Source organism: Gordonia sp. C13, from assembly GCF_023218005.1.
In the GTDB taxonomy this organism is placed as follows: domain Bacteria; phylum Actinomycetota; class Actinomycetes; order Mycobacteriales; family Mycobacteriaceae; genus Gordonia; species Gordonia namibiensis.
Genome location: NZ_JALPSY010000002.1, coordinates 130,388 through 146,205, shown reverse-complemented (window position 1 = coordinate 146,205; position 15,818 = coordinate 130,388). Strand labels below are relative to the sequence as shown.

Genomic DNA, 15,818 nt, shown 5'->3' with positions numbered 1-15,818 from the left:
GCAGGTCACTCGCCGGCGAGCTGTTCGTCTGTACGAGGAGAGTGGGCGGGCCCGGCGATCGCCTCGCGCATGCGCTGCACCGATGCGATGAGTCGTCGGGCCTGCCGGCCCGGTGAGGAGTCGGCGGGCTCCGTCGCATGGACGGTGTTCTCGACCTTGACGTCTTTCGTCAGCTTCCCGATCGTCGACGCCGCGGCACCGCCGTGTTCGATCGACGACACCGTCGCGTCGGCGGCACCCCGGAGCTCGTCGACGAGATCCTGTTCGCTCTCCGGGTCGACTCGGTCGGTGTCGATGTTCCCGGTGTGGTCCGTGGGCCGTGCCAGACCGATCGCCGACCACGCGAGCCCCCTTGCCTCGCGTGTCGTCTCATGGAGGTGCGGCCGCAGACGACGCAGCATCGATCGGTGGAACCGACTGAGCGAGAACACCGCAGACGTCGCGGTGTCGAGCATCGCGGCCTCGGCCCCGTCGAGCACCCGGACGGCGGCCAGCGCCGCGTCGGAATCGACCTCCCCCGGCCGGTTCTCGCCTCTGCGCAGGGCGACGGAGGCCATGTCGACGAGGGCGTCGAAGTACGCCCGGAGCTTGGTGTCGAGGACGGGTGAGGTCGGCGTGCTCAAGATGAGGAAGGCCGCGGCCGCGCCGACCAGGGCACCGCACAGGGTCTCCTCGATGCGCCACTCGAGGACATGACGGTTCAGGACACCGAGCAGGTCGTAGCTGTTGGTGAGGACGATCGTGATGAACGGATCGTCCACCGACGAGCGCGCAGGACGCAGCGTCACCCGGCGACCTCAGCGCAGTGCGAACCTGCGACACCGCCTGAGCGACGGCGGGATCCGCGCTGCGCTCGGCCACCCGGAAGGCGGCCTGTTCGCTCGACAGATGCAGCATCGAGACCCGGCGCGACAGGGTCGTGTCATCCAGATCCGTGTACTGCTCGGCGTCGTAGTTCTTCTGCCATCCGGCGACCGCGCTCGTCGCGGCCGACAGTCGGGTCACCGCCGCCGCCACCCGCTGCGGCCCGGTCCCCGGTTCGCTCGCGACCCGGAGCAGATCGTCGGCGCAGACCTCCACACTCCGCAGGAGGCGCCTCAGTTCCTCACCCGGCCGGTCGGGGACCAGAACCAGGCGTACGAAGAGTGCGCTCGCCACGGCGATGACGACGAGGCCGCAAAGCACCGGCAACGTGTGCAGGTCGGCCCCCATCACCACGGCGAAGAAGAAGGCGAAGAACCCGAAGAAGCCCAGTGCACTCCCCGCGGCCCGTAACGCGTCGTCCAGGCGGCGAGACCGGCGATCGCGACGAAAGCGACCGCCCGCGGCCGGCCACGGATGCAACAGGCACGCGAGGAGCGCCGCCGCGAAGCCGGGGACGAGCAGCGCGACGGTCGTGATGATCCGGGCCCGCGCGGTCGTGTCCTTGACCGCCCCGACCGTCGCCCACAGCGACAGGAAGCCGGCCGACAGTTCCGCCGCGACCGGGATGCTCACCACCGATCGGATCGCGAGGACCACCAGTGCACCGATGGCCATCGCCGACGCACCGCGCGCGGCCTTCAGCAACCTCGCCGCACCCGGATCGTGCGTCGTCAGCAGTGCGGTCAGTGCGAAGGGCGGCGCCATGGGAGGAATCCTCTCATCGCCGACGCGGATCGCAGGATGGCGGCGACGCATGTTCGTGCCACCGACGGCGGGGTGCACGCGCCGCGCGTGATCCCGGTGCTTCAATCAGCGTGTGACAGCGACCTGGTGGATTCGTGTTCTCCGCATCGTCTTCGCGGCTCTCGGTGCCGCCGCCCTGATCTATCAGGTGGCGGTGCGATGGGGCGATGCCGACTTCTCGCTCGGGAACTTCTTCGGCTACTTCACGGTGCTCAGCAACATCGCCGCCGCGGTGGTGCTGCTCGTCGGCGGACTGCTCGCCCCCACCCGGCCGGTGTGGGAGTGGGTGCGCGGAGCGGTGACCACCTGCATGGTGATCACCGGCATCGTCTACGCGCTGTTGCTCAGCGGGGTCGACGTGGACGTCACCTACAGCTGGGTGAATGACGTGCTCCACCGCATCATCCCGCTCGTGATGCTGGTGGACTGGGCTCTCGTGCGCGCCAAACGGCTCCCCGAACGCAGTTGGCTGACCTGGCTGGCCATCCCGCTGGTCTACGGCATCTACTCGCTGATCCGCGGCCCCATCGTCGACTGGTACCCGTACCCGTTCCTCGACCCGCGCGAGCAGGGTTATGTGTCGATGGCCATCTCGCTGGTGGTCGTGTTCGTCGGTATGACGCTCATGTCTTTCGGCGTCTACCGGGTCGGGACACGAGGACGGTCGAGGGACGTGACCCCGGCCTGATCGCCCCCCTCGCCGCCTGATCCGAAAGAACGCGACGAACCCAGCTCTGCTGCCTGAGGTGCGAGGAGCGCAGCGACGAGCCTCGAAGGCCTGGTGAGACAACGCCCGACTCTTCGAGTCAGGCCGTCCCGTCCGCGCCCAATGCGACGGCTATCTGTTCGCACCACGTGTCGACGACCTGCGCACGACGCGCCGAATCGTCGGTCAGGGTGTCGGCCAGGCCGAGCCCGCGCGCGAAGTCGAGGGTCGCCTGCACGAGACGATGCCCCTTCTCGTCGGCCGGCGAGACCCCCATCGCCGACATTGTTCGCTGGTGGGCCGCACGGGCGAACTTGGCCTCCAGCGGCAGGATCAGGGTGCGCAGAGCGGGGTCGGAGGCCGCGGCCGCCCACACCTGCAGCGCCGCCTTGAATTCCGTTCCGGTGTAGACCTCGACCACGCGTTGCACGGCGGCCAGCACGCGCGCCGGGGTGATCTCCCCGTCGGATGCGGCCGCCGCCCCGAACTTGCTGTCCGCGGCCGTCGTGAGGTCGTCGAAGACCTGCTCGAGTGCCGCGGTGATGAGCGACTCCCGCGTCGGGAAGTGGTGCTGCGCCGCGCCTCGCGAGACGCCGGCGCGCTCGGCGACCGCGGCGACGGTGGCCGCCGCCCAGCCGTCCGCCGCGAGTGCGTCGATCGTCGCCCGCAACAGGCGTTCACGTGTCAGGCGTGAGCGTTCCTGCTGCGGTTCACGACGATTGGACGACACTCGCGCGGACACCATCGGTGCTACCTCAGTACGACTTCGGGAGGCCGAGGCTGGCCTGCGCAACGAAGTTGAGGATCATCTCGCGGCTGACCGGTGCGACGCGGGCGATGCGGACGAGACTCAGCATCGGCGCGATGCCGTATTCGGTGGTCAGACCGTTGCCGCCCATCGAGTGCACGGCCTGGTCGACGAGCTTCACCGCGGCCTCGGCGGCGGCGTACTTCGCCATGTTCGCCGGCTCGGCGGCACCCCAGTCGTCGCCCGCGTCGTACATCGTCGCAGCCTTCTGCATCATGAGCTTGGCCATCTCGAGCTCGATCTTGCCCTGCGCCAACGGATGTGCGATGGCCTGGTGCGCACCGATCGGCGCCTTCCACACCGTGCGCTCCTTGACGTACGACACAGCCTTGTCGAGCGCGAAGCGACCCATGCCGACGGCCGACGCCGCGGCCATGATCCGCTCCGGGTTCAGGCCGGCGAACAGCTGGCTGAGGGCCGCGTCCTCGTCGCCGACGAGCGCGTCGGCGGGCAGCCGGACGTCGTCGAGGAACAGCTGGAACTGCTTCTCCGGGTTCTGCAGTTCCATGTCGATCATGGTGTAGGAGAAGTTCTTCGCGTCGGTCGGCACGATGAAGAGCGCCGGCTTGAGCTTGCCGGTCTTGGCGTCTTCGGTGCGTGCCACGATCAGGACGGCCTGGGCCTGGTCGACGCCGGAGATGTAGACCTTCTGACCGGACAGCAGCCAGTCCGAACCGTCACGACGGGCGGTGGTGGTGATGTTGTGCGAGTTCGATCCGGCGTCGGGTTCGGTGATGCCGAACGCCATCGTGATCGAGCCGTCCGCGAGGCCCGGCAGCCAGCGCTGCTTCTGCTCGTCGGTGCCGAAACGTGCGATCACATTGCCGCAGATGGCCGGCGAGACCACCAGCATCAGCAGGCCGGTGCCGGAGGCGGCGATCTCCTCCATGACGATCGCGAGCTCGTACATGCCCGCACCGCCGCCGCCGTACTCCTCGGGCAGGTTGACGCCGATGAAGCCGAGTTTGCCCGCCTCCTGCCAGAGTTCATCGGTCTTGCGTCCCTCACGGGCGCATTCGCGGAAGTATTCCTGACCGTACTTCGCGGCCAGACCGGCGACCGCGGAACGCAGCGCGGCGCGCTCCGGGGTCTCGACGAAGGGGTTCTCCAAGGCTGTCATCGCGTCTTTTCCTCTGCGTGGGTTCGGGTTCGGATGGGGGCGTCGACTCAGGCGTGGAAGCCGAGTCGCTTGGCTGCCAGACCGTTGAGAATCTCGGTGGTGCCGCCGCCGATGCCGATGATGCGCATGTCGCGGTACTGGCGTTCGACCTCGGTGCCGGTCATGTAACCGAGTCCACCGTGCAGCTGAACGGCCTTGTTGGCCACCCATTCTCCGGCCTCGACCGCGGTGTTCTTGGCGAAGCACACCTCGGCGATGAGGTCGTCGTGCGAGGTCACCTTCCGCTCCACCACGGCGCGGGTGTAGACGCGGGCGATGTCGATACGACGCGCCATCTCGGTCAGGGTGTCCTGGACCGACTGACGCGCGATGATCGGCTTGCCGAAGGTCTCGCGATCACGGGCCCACTGCACGGTGAGGTCGAGGCATCGCTGGGCGCTGGCGTAGGCCTGCACGGCCAGACCCGAGCGTTCGGTCACGAAAGCCATGGCGATCTGGGCGAATCCGGAGTTCTCCGGTCCGACGAGGTTCTTCACCGGAACGCGTGCGTCGACGAAGGACAGCTCCGCGGTGTCCGAGCAACGCCAGCCCATCTTGTCGAGCTTGCGGGTGACGGTGAATCCGGGGGTGTCCTTGTCGATGACGAGGAGGGAGACGCCACCGGCGCCCGGGCCGCCGGTACGGACGGCCGCGACAACGAAGTCGGCCCGGACGGCCGAGGTGATGTAGGTCTTCGAACCGTTGACGACGAAGAAGTCGCCGTCGCGCTCGGCCTTGGTGGTCAGATGGCCGACGTCGCTGCCGCCGCCGGGCTCGGTGATCGCGAGGGAGCCGATCTTCTCACCGGCGAGGGTCGGGCGGACCCAGCGATCGATCTGCTCCGGATCGCCGGCGGCGATCAGGTGCGGCAGGGCGATGCCGTGGGTGAACAGGCCGGAGAAGATGCCGCCGGCCGCACCGGCGTAGTGCAGTTCCTCGGCGAGGATCGTCGTATCGATGATGTCGCCACCCGAACCGCCGACCTCCTCGGGGATCCCGAGGCCGAACAGGCCGAGCTTGGCGGCTTCGAGGTGAAGCGAACGCGGGATCTCGCCGTCGCGCTCCCAGTCGTCCTGGAAGGGCAGGATGTGCTTCTCGACGAACTTGCGGACCATCGAACGCAGTTCGAGACGTTCCGGCGTGTCCCAGACGTTGGGGCTGGCAATGGGCACCCGAGGCTCCTTAGGTGATGTGACGGTGAGAGGTGGTGTTGAACGAGCAGAGGGTTCGACGCGAGGGTTCAGGCGCCACGCGGTTCGCGGCCGGCTCCCGGAGGACCGGCGAAACACTGTGCGATGCCGGACCATTCGAGCGCGTCGTGGCCGACGAACTCCAGGTCGAGGTCGGCGACGGCACGTCGCTGCGTGACGAGCTGGCAGAAGTCCAGTGCCGAGCCGCGCACGATGTTCGACGCGTCCTCGGGACCCCAGGTCCACAGCTCACCCGACGGCGAGGTCAGGGCGTAGTGGAACGGTTCGGCCGGCGGGACCTTGTTGTTGACGATGTAGGCGAAATCGCGTGTGCGCACGCCGATGTGCGCGACGTGGCGGATGCGGTCGCTGGGCAGCACCGTCACCCCGAGGGCGTCGGCGACGTCGAGACCGTGCGCCCACGTCTCCATCAGCCGCGCGGTCGCCATGGACGCCGCCGACATCGGCGGGCCGAACCACGGGATCTTCACACCCTGGGGCACTTCCCGGAGCGCGTCCGCCAGCTTCGTTCGAGCGAGCCGCCAGCCGGCGAGGATCTCCTCGACCGGCGCACCCGCTCCGGCCTCGGCGGCATCGTCGACGTAGGTCTCGGGGCTGTTCTGCAGGGCCTCGGTCACCAGCTCGGTGAAGCGATCGGGATCGGTCGCCGCGATGGCGGCGACCTCGTCGGTCCACGCGAGGTGGGCGATCTGGTGGGCGATGGTCCACCCCGGGGCTGGTGTCGGCGTGGCCCATCCCGCGTCGTCGAGGTCGGCGACCAGCGCATCGAGCTGGTCGGACTCGGCTTCGAGGTCTGCCACGACGCCGTAAACGGCCGCTGCTCGATCGGTCATGCGCCATAGCGTCACACAGGACCGTAGAAGAATCAAGCGCGCTTGATTGTTTCATTGGCGACGCACAGTGAACCGCCCCTGCGATCAACCCTCAGAAGCGAGTCCGCCGACGATATGTCGGCGACTCCGCTACCGGGGGCAGATCCCAGGGGCGGTCATCAGGGGCGGTTATCGGAGCGGAGCAACCGCCGTCAGTGGTAGTGAACGTCCAGCGTGGCGCGGCTCAGCAGGACATCGTCGTATGAGGTCATGGCCGCCTCGAAGGAGGAGATCCGACGCCCGGTCTTGATCGGCGTCACCTCGACGGTGACCTCGCTGCCGTCGACCGCCGGCGATCGGTAGAAGCCGATCGCCATGTCACCGATCGAGTACTCCTGCCCTGCCCCGGCGTGCAGGTGCCCGGCGAAGGACCCCGCCTGGCCGACGATCGTCGCGATGACGCCGCCGTGCATGGTGCCGAACATGTTGCCCATCCAGGGGTCGGTGGCGCTGCGGAACCGAATACCGGCGTCGCGCTCGGTGGCCCCGTCGAGCACCTCGACCGTGCCGTTGAGCATCTCGACCAGCGGTCCGGGGTCCCGCTGCTTGGTGGCGATCTCCTCGACCACCGCCCGCCCGGTCAGATCCGCGGGGATGGCGGCCGGGAGCGTCACGCCGTGGTCGTCGTCGCAGCTGGGCATCGCCATCCCGATCTCGGCGGACGGAGTCTGACCCGTCAGGGCACGCCCGACGCGAACATTGCGGGCGGTGCCCACACAACACAGTTGCCCTGCCCCGGAGCGGATCTCGACGTATGTCGAGCCCCAGCCGTCGTCGTGCATCACCACCTCGGCACGCGCCGCGAGCAGGTCACCGATGTTCGCGCGACCGTGCGTCGACAACGACAACCGCGCCTGCAGCGTGGCGGCCGCCGGGTCGTCGTGGGTGCGATGGAACGGGATGCCGCCGCAGTGATCGAACAGAACGGCGAGCGCGGGCAGCTCGATCAGGCCGCGATGGTCGGCGAACTGCGAGCAGAGCAACTGAGCGGCGCGCACGCCCTTGCCCTCGACGAGGTCGCCGAGATGGAAGGCGGACAGCGGGTCGTGTGGCCCCGGGTTCGATGACTCGGCGTGATGCGGATCGCTCATACGTCTTCTGTATCAGCAGAATGCCGCCGACCTCACCTTGAGGAGTCCAACATCACTCCCGTACGCTGTGGATTCGAAGTGTCCAAAGTGACGGGAGATACACATGGGACGCAAGACCATTGCTGGACTCGGAGCCGTTGCGGCATTCGGTGCGATGACGCTGGGCGCTGCGACCGCGCAGGCCGCCCCGGGTGAGCAGGCGCTGAGCGTTGAACAGGTCCCGAACACGGGCATCACCGTCGGCTCGAACGGCGTCAGCGGAGGCTTCCTCGCCTCGATCCTCGCATCCGCGACCGAACCGGGTGTCACCCAGGTCGCACTGAACACGACGCCGACCGAGGCCTGCGCGACCAATCTCAAGGACGCACGCGTCGGCATCAGCTGGACCAACAAGTCCACCGGCCAGTCCGGCAGCGACGTCTTCGACGCCTGCAGCGACGCACGCCCGTCGGACGGCGTGGCCCTCGCGACCGGCGCCGGCTCGATCGAGTTCACCACGACGATCATCGGCAAGAACGACCGCACGTTCACCGTCGTGCCCGGTAGCGGCTCGTTCAAGCGCTAGCAGCAGACAGCAACACCTGTTCGGTCGGGGACGCTTCGGCGTCCCCGACCGAGTTGTTTCCGGGGACCCCGGCCGTGGTGCGCGAACGTCTCCGACGGTCACACCCAGGCGTCTCCGACGGTCACACCCAGGCGTCTCCGACGCGGCGCAGTAGACAATATTTCAGATCTGTACACGCACCTGGTGAACACGTTCTAGATTTGGCCGCATGGCCGAGACAGTGACCCAGCTCCTCCAGGCACGAGCCGACGACGACAACCTGGCGATCACCTACGAGGGACGCCGCTGGACGTGGCGCGAGTACGTCCGCGATGCGGAGAAGACCGCTGCCGCAATACTGTCCGTGGCCGACGCCTCTCGACCGATGCACATCGGCACCCTGCTGGGGAACACCCCGGACATGCTCATCGCCCTCGCGGCCGGAGCCCTCGGCGGTTACGTCACCGTCGGCATCAACAACACCCGACGCGGCGACGGCCTGGCCGCCGACATCCTGCGCGCCGACTGCCAGATCCTGATCACCGACGCCGAACACCGCCCCCTGCTCGAGGGCCCGGAACTCCCCGGCGTGACGGTCCTGGACACCTCGACCCCGCAGTGGACCGACCTCATCGCCGGGGCGGGTGACCTCACCCCGCACTCCGTGCCGGGCGCGATGGACACGTTCATGCTGATCTTCACCTCGGGCACCAGCGGCAACCCCAAGCCGGTTCAGTTCGCGCACATGATGATCCCGTTCGCCGGTCCCGTCCTCGCCGACAAGTACGACATCGGACCCGGCGACGTCTGCTACCTGTCGATGCCGCTGTTCCACAGCGCCGCGCTGATGGGTGGTTATTGCGTCGCACTGTGCGGCGGTGCCGCGATCGCACCGGCCAAGTTCTCCGCGTCGACCTTCCTCGACGACATCCGCCGCTACAACGCGACGTACATGAACTACGTCGGCAAGCCTCTCGCCTACATCCTCGCCACCGAGGAGAAGCCCGACGATGCCGACAATCCCCTGCGCGTCGCGTTCGGCAACGAGGCCACCGACCGGGACATCGACGAGTTCTCGCGCCGCTTCGGCTGCACGGTCTGGGACGGGTTCGGCTCCACCGAGCTCGCGATCATCATCACCCGCGAACCGGGCACCCCGCACGGTTCGATCGGCCGCGGCTTCCCCAACGTCGCGGTCTACGACTCCTCCACGATCACCGAGTGCCCCGCAGCCGAATTCGACGACACCGGAGCACTTCTCAATCCCGACGAGGCGATCGGCGAGCTGGTGAACGTCGAGGGCGGCGGGATGTTCATGGGGTACTACAACGACTCCGCTGCCACCAACGAGCGTCTGCGTCACGGGATGTACTGGTCCGGCGACCTCGCCTACAAGGACGCCGACGGGTGGATCTACCTGGCCGGCCGGACCGGCGATTGGATGCGGGTCGACGGCGAGAACCTCGCCGCCGGGCCGATCGAGCGAATACTTCTGCGAGTGCCCGAGATCAACCGCGTCGCGGTGTACGCGGTGCCCGACGAACACGTCGGTGACGCCGTGATGGCCGCCGTCGTGCTGCAGGACGGCGTCGAACTGAGCCCGGAGTCCTTCACCGAACAGCTTGCCGCACAGGCGGACCTGTCGCCGAAGGCCTGGCCGCGATACGTCCGGATCGCCGACGACCTGCCCACCACCGCCACCAACAAGATCCTCAAGCGCACCCTGAAGCAAGAAGGTGCGACCGCCGGCGACGGCACCCTCTGGGTGCGCGAGGCGCGGTCGCAGGAATACCGCGAGGCCGTCAGCGCGAGCGCCTGAGCCCATGGAACAGCTCACCGAGCTCGGCTACTACACACTCTCCCGGCACCCGGTCACCCCCCGCGAGCTCGCCGGCGAGGCCCGGTTCGCCGACGAGATCGGACTCGGGACGGCCTTCGTCTCGGAGCGGTTCAACGTCAAGGACGCGGCCGCCCTGTGCGGTGCTCTCGCCGGTGCGACCGAGAACCTCGGGATCGCCACGGCCGCAACAAATCACAACACCCGGCACCCCATCATCACCGCGACGATGGGCGCCACCCTGGCCGAGGTGTCCGACGGTCGCTTCGCTCTCGGACTCGGGCGCGGGATAACCCCGCAGTGGCAGATCCTCGGCGTCCCGCTCGTCACCGGCGCGGCCCTGCGCGACATCACCGGGCTGCTCCGCAGGCTGTGGGCCGGCGAGATGGTCGTCGGCCACGACGGGCCCGCCGGCTCGTACCCGTTGCTCAGCCTCGGGGTGACCCTGGACTCCCCACCGCCGATCCTGCTCGTGACGATGAGTCCGAGGACACTTGAGCTGGCAGGCGAGATCGCCGACGGCGTCGTGCTGCACACCTACTTCAGCGCAGATGCCACCCGACGGGCCGTCGCGCATGTGCGCGAGGCCGCCGAACGTGCCGGCCGCGATCCGGCGTCGATCCGGATCTGGTCGGTCGTGGCGACGGTGTCCGACGATCTGGACCCGGCCGACCGGATGCGCCGGTTGTACGGGCGCCTCGCGACCTACCTGCAGGGCTACCCCGACCAGCTCATGGGTGCCAATCAGTGGGACCCCGCCGATCTCGAACGAGTGCGGGCGACAACCGCTTTCACCGGCGCCCGCGGGCCGATCGATGCCACCGCTACCGACAACGAACTCGCCGAACTGGCCGAGACCATCCCCGAGGCGTGGGTCGCCGACTCCGCGACCGGTTCGCCGTCGGACTGCGCGAAGACCATCGCCGAACAGTTCGACCTCGGCGTCGACTCGGTGATACTGCATGGCGCGACGCCGACCGAACTGGCACCGGTGGTCTCGGCGTACCGCGACATTCGTCCCGACCGCGCGGTCGGACTACCGGCCAACCCCGGAAGGATGCCCTCGTGACGGAAACCCTCGAGATACCCACGAGCGTCGAGCAACTCACGGCGACGTGGCTCACGGATTTCCTCGGCGAGAACGGCCACGACGCGGCGATCACCGCGGTGACCTCCGAGGCCGTCGGGACCGGACAGATGGCCGGGTCCTATCGCCTGAAACTCGAGCACTCCGGTCCCACGGACCTGCCCGACACCATGGTCGCCAAGCTGGCCACCGGCGCGCCCGAGCAGCGGGAGTTCGGGTCCGGGGTGTTCCGCAACGAGGTCCGCTTCTACCGCGATCTGGCCGCCGGCTTCACTGTCCCGATGCCGCGGTGTTACGCGGCCACGATCTCCGATCCCGGCACCGAGTTCGTACTCCTACTCGAGGACATCGGCGAGGCGGTCCAGGGCGATCAGATCATCGGATGTACACCTGCGCAGGCGGAGTCGGTCGCTGTGGCCGCTGCCGGTCTGCACGCACCGCGCTGGAACGACGCCGCGCTGCTGGAGGAGATGCCGCTTCCCGGTGCCGCCGAACGCGAGATGATGGAGTCGATCCTCGAGCCGATGGCCGACGTCTACCGCGACCGATTCTCCCCCGACGCACAGGGTTCTGCCGCCATCGACTGGCTGGTCCGCGAGGCCGGCGACTGGCTCGTCGCGCCACTGCGGAACACCGCACTCATCCACGGCGACCTCCGTGTGGACAACGTGCTGTTCGGCCCGTCCGGCGAGGTCACCGTCATCGACTGGCAGACCATCACCACCGGTAACCCGCTGCGCGACATCGCCTTTCTGCTCAGCACCAGCCTGACCACCGAGGATCGTCGGAAACACGAGCGCGGCATCGTCGCGTCGTATCACCGTGCGGTCGTCACCGAAGGCGTCGCCGACTACACGCTCGACGAGTGCTGGGACGACTACGTCGCCAACCTCATCCAGGCACCGCTGATCATCGTCTTCGGTTCGGCCGCCGCGCAACCCACCGAACGCGGCACCGCCATGTTCGACGCAATGCTGTCGCGCAGCGCAGCCGCGATCGAGGACCTCGTGCCGGGTGGTCTGGCCGGCCGATGAAGCTCGTCATCGGCGGCAACGGTTTCCTCGGTTCCCGACTGGTCCGGCAGCTCGTCGAGAACGGCGAGGACGTCCGCGTCCTCACGCGAGAAACCAGCGATCTCCGCACACTGTCCGGCCTCGACTTCGACCACGCCACCGGCGACCTCTTCGACGCCGCCTCGGTGCGCACGGCGATGAACGGTTGCGACGTAGTTTTCCACTGCGCCGTCGACACCCGTGCGTGGCTGCGGGACCCGGCACCGCTGTACCGCACCAACGTCGACGCCCTGCGGGCGGTGCTCGAAGTGGCCGCCGGTCAGCCGCTGCGCAAGTTCGTGTTCACCAGCACCGCCGCCACCATCGGGCGGGTGCAGGGGCGCCGGGCCACCGAGGACGACGCCTTCAACTGGGCGGACCACGCACCCGAGTACGTGAAGAGCCGTGTCGCCGCCGAGGACCTACTGCTGGACCGCGCCCGCGACGGGGCGGTGCCGGGGGGTCGCGATGTGTGTCGCCAACACCTACGGTCCCGGCGACTGGCAACCCACTCCCCATGGTTCCTTCGTCGCCGGTGCGGCACTCGGCAAGCTGCCGTTCACCATTCGCGGCTGCCGAGCCGAGTCGGTGGGCATCGACGACGCGGCGCGCGCACTCGTCCTGGCGGCCGAGCGAGGTGAGGTGGGCGAGCGGTACATCGTCGCCGAGCGATCCATCGACACCGGCGAGATCGTGGAGATCGCCGCCCGCACCGCCGGGCGCGAACCACCCCGGCTCGTCCTCAACCGGGCAGCGCTGTACGCCGCCGGCGCGGTGGGTTCGGCACGGGCCGCCCTCACCCGCAAGCCCGTCCAGCTGACCGTGCCATCGGTGCGGCTGATGCACTTCATGTCCGAGATGGACCACGGCAAGGCCGAACGCGATCTGGGCTGGCACCCGCGGCCCGTCACCGAGGCGATCGCCGAAGGCGCACGGTTCTGGCTGGAGCGTAAGCGACCTGCACCCTCTGCTGGTTGAGTAGGTCCGAGCCGCCAGGCGAGGACCGTATCGAAACCAGTTACCAAAGATCTTCTGCGCGCCAGTTGGTTTCGATACGAACCAGCAGGATACTCAGCCGAGCAACTCCGCCAGCTCGCCGAGGCTGTACGGCGAGGTGTCCTTGTGGTCGCGGTAGGCGACGAAGCTCGCCTGCTGCGTCTCGAACCGACCGATGAAACCACCGGCTGCGCTGAAAATCTGACCGGTGACGTGCTCGGCCGCGTCACTGGAGAGGAAGACGTACAGCGGCGCAACGTACTCCGGCGGCGCCGGGTCCAATGCCGCTTCCCGGGTCAGATCGTCGAGAATCCCCCGCCGATGCAAGCCCTCGATGTGGGCGACGTAGTCGTCGCCGGTCGACAGGCGCGACTTGGCGCCGGGCATCACGACGTTGACGCGGACGCGATGTTCGGCGAGGTCCGACGCGGCGGCGAGGGCCAGCGCGTTGACGCCGCCCTTCGCTGCGGGATAGCCACTGCCACCGAACATCCCGAGCGACGCGGCCGAGCCGGTGAGCACGATCGAACCCGAGCCCTGCTCGACGAAGACCCGTCCTGCGGCCTGGAGCAGGTGGAATGCAGACATGAGGTGTGCGTCCACCTGCGCCCGGAACTCGTCGGGAGTGATGGTCAGCACCGTCGACCCGGCGGGTTCGGCGATGCCCGCGCAGTTGATCGCGATGTCGAGTGCGCCGAACTCGGTGAGCGCGGCGTCGACCATCCGCTGGGCGACGCCGTCGTCACCGGCCGAGCCTCGGACGCCGACGGCCTGTCCCCCACCGCCGCGGATCTCCGCGACGGTCTCCTCGAGCGCATCTGCGTCGCGCCCGTTGACGATGACCGAAACCCCCTGTCCCGCCAGTGCGTACGCCACCGCGAGGCCGATGCCGCGGGTGGAGCCTGCGATCACGGCGACCCGGCCGCCCAGTCCGGCAGCCCCGGGGGACCAGCCGCCGTCCGGATTCACGCCGAGCTGCCGACCGGCGTGATCGGGATCGAGCGGCCTCGGTCGACGAACTCGAAACTCGCACCGCCGCTGAACCGCGCGACGGCCACCTCCCCGCTCTCCTTCTGGGCGGTGTCCGACCTGACGATCCGGATCTCGAGCGCATCGTCGGTCTCGACGGCACCCTCCACGCTCAGGTACGGGCTCACCCCGGTGGCGGCGGCTTGCAGCGGTTCCAGATGATCCGGTGTGAGGATCGACATCCAACCGCCGTCGGTCATCGCGTCGGACTTCCGCGGCAACCGTACGACGACGGAATCTTCGTCGGCGACAGCGATCAGACCGGTGTACTGCGCAGGCCCGAAGCACGGATGCAGGGCCAGCACCTGCGCCAGGCCTTGGGCGTCGGTGGACAGATCGAGGGCCGCGCGGATACGGTCCGCCGCGAGTCCGGCGATCCCGATCAGCTGCTTACGGAAGATCTCGACGACCTGCTCTTCGCTCTCGGCATACCGCCGCAGGCTGATCAGGAAGCCGAGGGACAGCAGCTGATGTTGCAGCGCCACCTCTTCGGCGATCCGTACGAGCGCTGACGTCGACCACTCCGCGAACTGCAGATCCTCGACGAGTGGGCCTCGGTAGTCGACCCAGCCGTCAGTCGCCGACGGGTCGATCGCGGACAGTTCGATCTGGCCGGCACGCGTCCCGAACATCTCCTCCGCGTCCGGCGGAAGCGGCAGCTCCTCGCGGTCCGGTTCGATGGTGACCGTCCACTCGCAGTGCGGCGTCCGGTCGACGGGGCGTCGGGGCGGCCGATGCACCGGTCGGATACGCGCGCGGCGGTTGGTCGCGATGGCGGTCGCGTCGAAGGTCGGGTCCTCGATGTCGTGGCACATCGTCGTGACGTAGTCGTCGCCGAGCGGTTCGACGTCGAGTAGGGCGCCGCAATGATCGAGGACGAACGAGCCGTGGTATTTGTCGTCGACCCGGTACCGGAAGTCCATGAACTGCGGCGGTGCACCGATGTCGAGCTGGAGACACTTGAACATGTCCTCGACGCCGTCGCCGTCGACGCCGAACACGGTCCGGACCCGGCTCGTGTAGACCGGGCTCGCGGCCATCCATTCCTCGATCGCGATCCGGCCCATGATGTCTCGCCCGAAAGCACTGATGAGGTGCGCCATCCCGCTGCGGTCGATCATCTGACCGGACAGCAGGAGTTCGGGGACCAAGACGGCGAGCTGTTCCTGACCCAGACCTTGATACGTGGGGGCTGTGGTTGTCATGTCAGGTCACCAGAACGCGACCGGCGCCTTACCGAAGTCGTACCACCCCGGCAGGTTGCCCGGCGCGGCCTTCTCCACCCGCTTGAGCATTCCGTCGCTCATGGCGTTGTTCTGCATCATCTCGATGAACAGCGCGGAGACGTTGCCGTAGTCGAAGAAGTCACGCTGCCAGGAGAATTGGAAGTTGCCGCCGTACTTGAACCAGCTGCCCTGGATGCCCTCCAGCGCATAATGACTGCCGTCCTCACGGGTGCCCTCGTAGATCTGCTTCCAGAGTCCGATCATGTCGCCGGTCTTCTCGTCGATGACCCATGCCTGATACGGATACTCCCAGCCCTCGAGACCCTCCATTTCCTGACCGAGCGCGAGTTCGCGGATCTCCTCGCGACCCACGGCCATGAAGTCCTTCTTGGGGCCGTAGTTCCAGCCGTAGGTGGCGTCCTCGGTGTAGAACTCGGCGAGCGGCTTCCAGTCCCCCGCCTTTTCTGCCTCGATGTTGGCGGCGAGCCACCGCTCCTTCATCTCTTCCAGTTCCGCACGGTCAAAAGACATG

The 15,818-nt window shown here is 68.1% G+C and carries 16 protein-coding genes and 1 pseudogene; 8 read left to right on the top strand and 9 right to left on the bottom strand.

Features of this window, described 5'->3' with window-relative positions:
* Positions 1–5 precede the first annotated feature (5 nt).
* Positions 6–788 (bottom strand): hypothetical protein, encoded by a 783-nt coding sequence (locus tag M1L58_RS03110; protein WP_248657796.1) that lies wholly within the window; start codon positions 786–788, stop codon positions 6–8.
* A gap of 100 nt (positions 789–888) precedes the next feature.
* Here M1L58_RS03110 and M1L58_RS03105 point away from each other — a divergent pair, with 100 nt between their 5' ends.
* The 3 genes from M1L58_RS03105 (at position 889) to M1L58_RS03095 (ending at position 2,356) form a co-directional block, all read left to right on the top strand.
* Positions 889–1,275, top strand: a complete 387-nt coding sequence (locus tag M1L58_RS03105) for a hypothetical protein (protein ID WP_248657795.1) — start codon at positions 889–891, stop codon at positions 1,273–1,275.
* A gap of 151 nt (positions 1,276–1,426) precedes the next feature.
* Positions 1,427–1,720, top strand: a complete 294-nt coding sequence (locus M1L58_RS03100) for a hypothetical protein (RefSeq protein WP_248657794.1) — start codon at positions 1,427–1,429, stop codon at positions 1,718–1,720.
* A 21-nt stretch (positions 1,721–1,741) separates the two neighbouring features.
* The gene (locus M1L58_RS03095; protein ID WP_248657793.1) at positions 1,742–2,356 is read left to right on the top strand and encodes a Pr6Pr family membrane protein; all 615 of its coding nucleotides are present in this window, start codon (positions 1,742–1,744) and stop codon (positions 2,354–2,356) included.
* Positions 2,357–2,474: 118 nt separating this feature from the next.
* Here M1L58_RS03095 and M1L58_RS03090 read toward each other — a convergent pair whose 3' ends face one another.
* From M1L58_RS03090 to M1L58_RS03070, 5 genes are all read right to left on the bottom strand, one after another.
* Positions 2,475–3,119 (bottom strand): TetR/AcrR family transcriptional regulator, encoded by a 645-nt coding sequence (locus tag M1L58_RS03090; protein ID WP_006866117.1) that lies wholly within the window; start codon positions 3,117–3,119, stop codon positions 2,475–2,477.
* 10 nt (positions 3,120–3,129) lie between these two features.
* On the bottom strand, positions 3,130–4,302 hold the full coding sequence (locus tag M1L58_RS03085) for an acyl-CoA dehydrogenase family protein (protein ID WP_248657792.1): 1,173 nt from the start codon (positions 4,300–4,302) through the stop codon (positions 3,130–3,132).
* A 47-nt stretch (positions 4,303–4,349) separates the two neighbouring features.
* Positions 4,350–5,513 (bottom strand): acyl-CoA dehydrogenase family protein, encoded by a 1,164-nt coding sequence (locus M1L58_RS03080; protein ID WP_006866119.1) that lies wholly within the window; start codon positions 5,511–5,513, stop codon positions 4,350–4,352.
* Between the two features lie 68 nt (positions 5,514–5,581).
* Complete coding sequence (locus M1L58_RS03075; RefSeq protein WP_006866120.1) at positions 5,582–6,385, bottom strand: TIGR03084 family metal-binding protein; 804 nt, start codon at positions 6,383–6,385, stop codon at positions 5,582–5,584.
* Positions 6,386–6,576: 191 nt separating this feature from the next.
* The gene (locus tag M1L58_RS03070) at positions 6,577–7,515 is read right to left on the bottom strand and encodes a PaaI family thioesterase (RefSeq protein WP_248657791.1); all 939 of its coding nucleotides are present in this window, start codon (positions 7,513–7,515) and stop codon (positions 6,577–6,579) included.
* Positions 7,516–7,618: 103 nt separating this feature from the next.
* On the opposite strand from M1L58_RS03070, the gene M1L58_RS03065 reads away from it, so the two are divergent.
* The 5 genes and pseudogenes from M1L58_RS03065 to M1L58_RS03045 all read left to right on the top strand — a co-directional run bounded on the left by M1L58_RS03065 (position 7,619) and on the right by M1L58_RS03045 (position 13,013).
* The gene (locus tag M1L58_RS03065; protein ID WP_006360301.1) at positions 7,619–8,080 is read left to right on the top strand and encodes a hypothetical protein; all 462 of its coding nucleotides are present in this window, start codon (positions 7,619–7,621) and stop codon (positions 8,078–8,080) included.
* 208 nt (positions 8,081–8,288) lie between these two features.
* A complete protein-coding gene (gene fadD1 / locus M1L58_RS03060) occupies positions 8,289–9,878 on the top strand; it encodes a fatty-acid--CoA ligase FadD1 (RefSeq protein ID WP_248657790.1) in 1,590 nt (529 codons plus the stop codon).
* A 4-nt stretch (positions 9,879–9,882) separates the two neighbouring features.
* Positions 9,883–10,965, top strand: a complete 1,083-nt coding sequence (locus M1L58_RS03055) for a TIGR03857 family LLM class F420-dependent oxidoreductase (RefSeq protein WP_248657789.1) — start codon at positions 9,883–9,885, stop codon at positions 10,963–10,965.
* Positions 10,962–12,017 (top strand): phosphotransferase family protein, encoded by a 1,056-nt coding sequence (locus M1L58_RS03050; RefSeq protein ID WP_248657788.1) that lies wholly within the window; start codon positions 10,962–10,964, stop codon positions 12,015–12,017. The genes M1L58_RS03055 and M1L58_RS03050 overlap by 4 nt, the downstream gene beginning before the upstream one ends.
* A pseudogene (locus tag M1L58_RS03045) lies at positions 12,014–13,013 on the top strand (NAD-dependent epimerase/dehydratase family protein). The gene M1L58_RS03050 and the pseudogene M1L58_RS03045 overlap by 4 nt, the downstream one beginning before the upstream one ends.
* A gap of 93 nt (positions 13,014–13,106) precedes the next feature.
* Here M1L58_RS03045 and M1L58_RS03040 read toward each other — a convergent pair.
* Genes M1L58_RS03040 through M1L58_RS03030 form a run of 3 tightly spaced genes read right to left on the bottom strand, consistent with a single transcriptional unit; the run spans position 13,107 to position 15,817 of the window.
* A complete protein-coding gene (locus M1L58_RS03040) occupies positions 13,107–14,000 on the bottom strand; it encodes an SDR family NAD(P)-dependent oxidoreductase (RefSeq protein WP_248657787.1) in 894 nt (297 codons plus the stop codon).
* Positions 13,997–15,265: a hypothetical protein gene (locus M1L58_RS03035; RefSeq protein WP_248657786.1), complete on the bottom strand. Its 1,269-nt coding sequence runs from the start codon at positions 15,263–15,265 to the stop codon at positions 13,997–13,999. Before M1L58_RS03035 ends, M1L58_RS03040 begins: the two co-directional genes overlap by 4 nt.
* Before the next feature lie 6 nt (positions 15,266–15,271).
* The gene (locus M1L58_RS03030; RefSeq protein WP_040535748.1) at positions 15,272–15,817 is read right to left on the bottom strand and encodes a nuclear transport factor 2 family protein; all 546 of its coding nucleotides are present in this window, start codon (positions 15,815–15,817) and stop codon (positions 15,272–15,274) included.
* Between the last annotated feature and the right edge of the window lies 1 nt (position 15,818).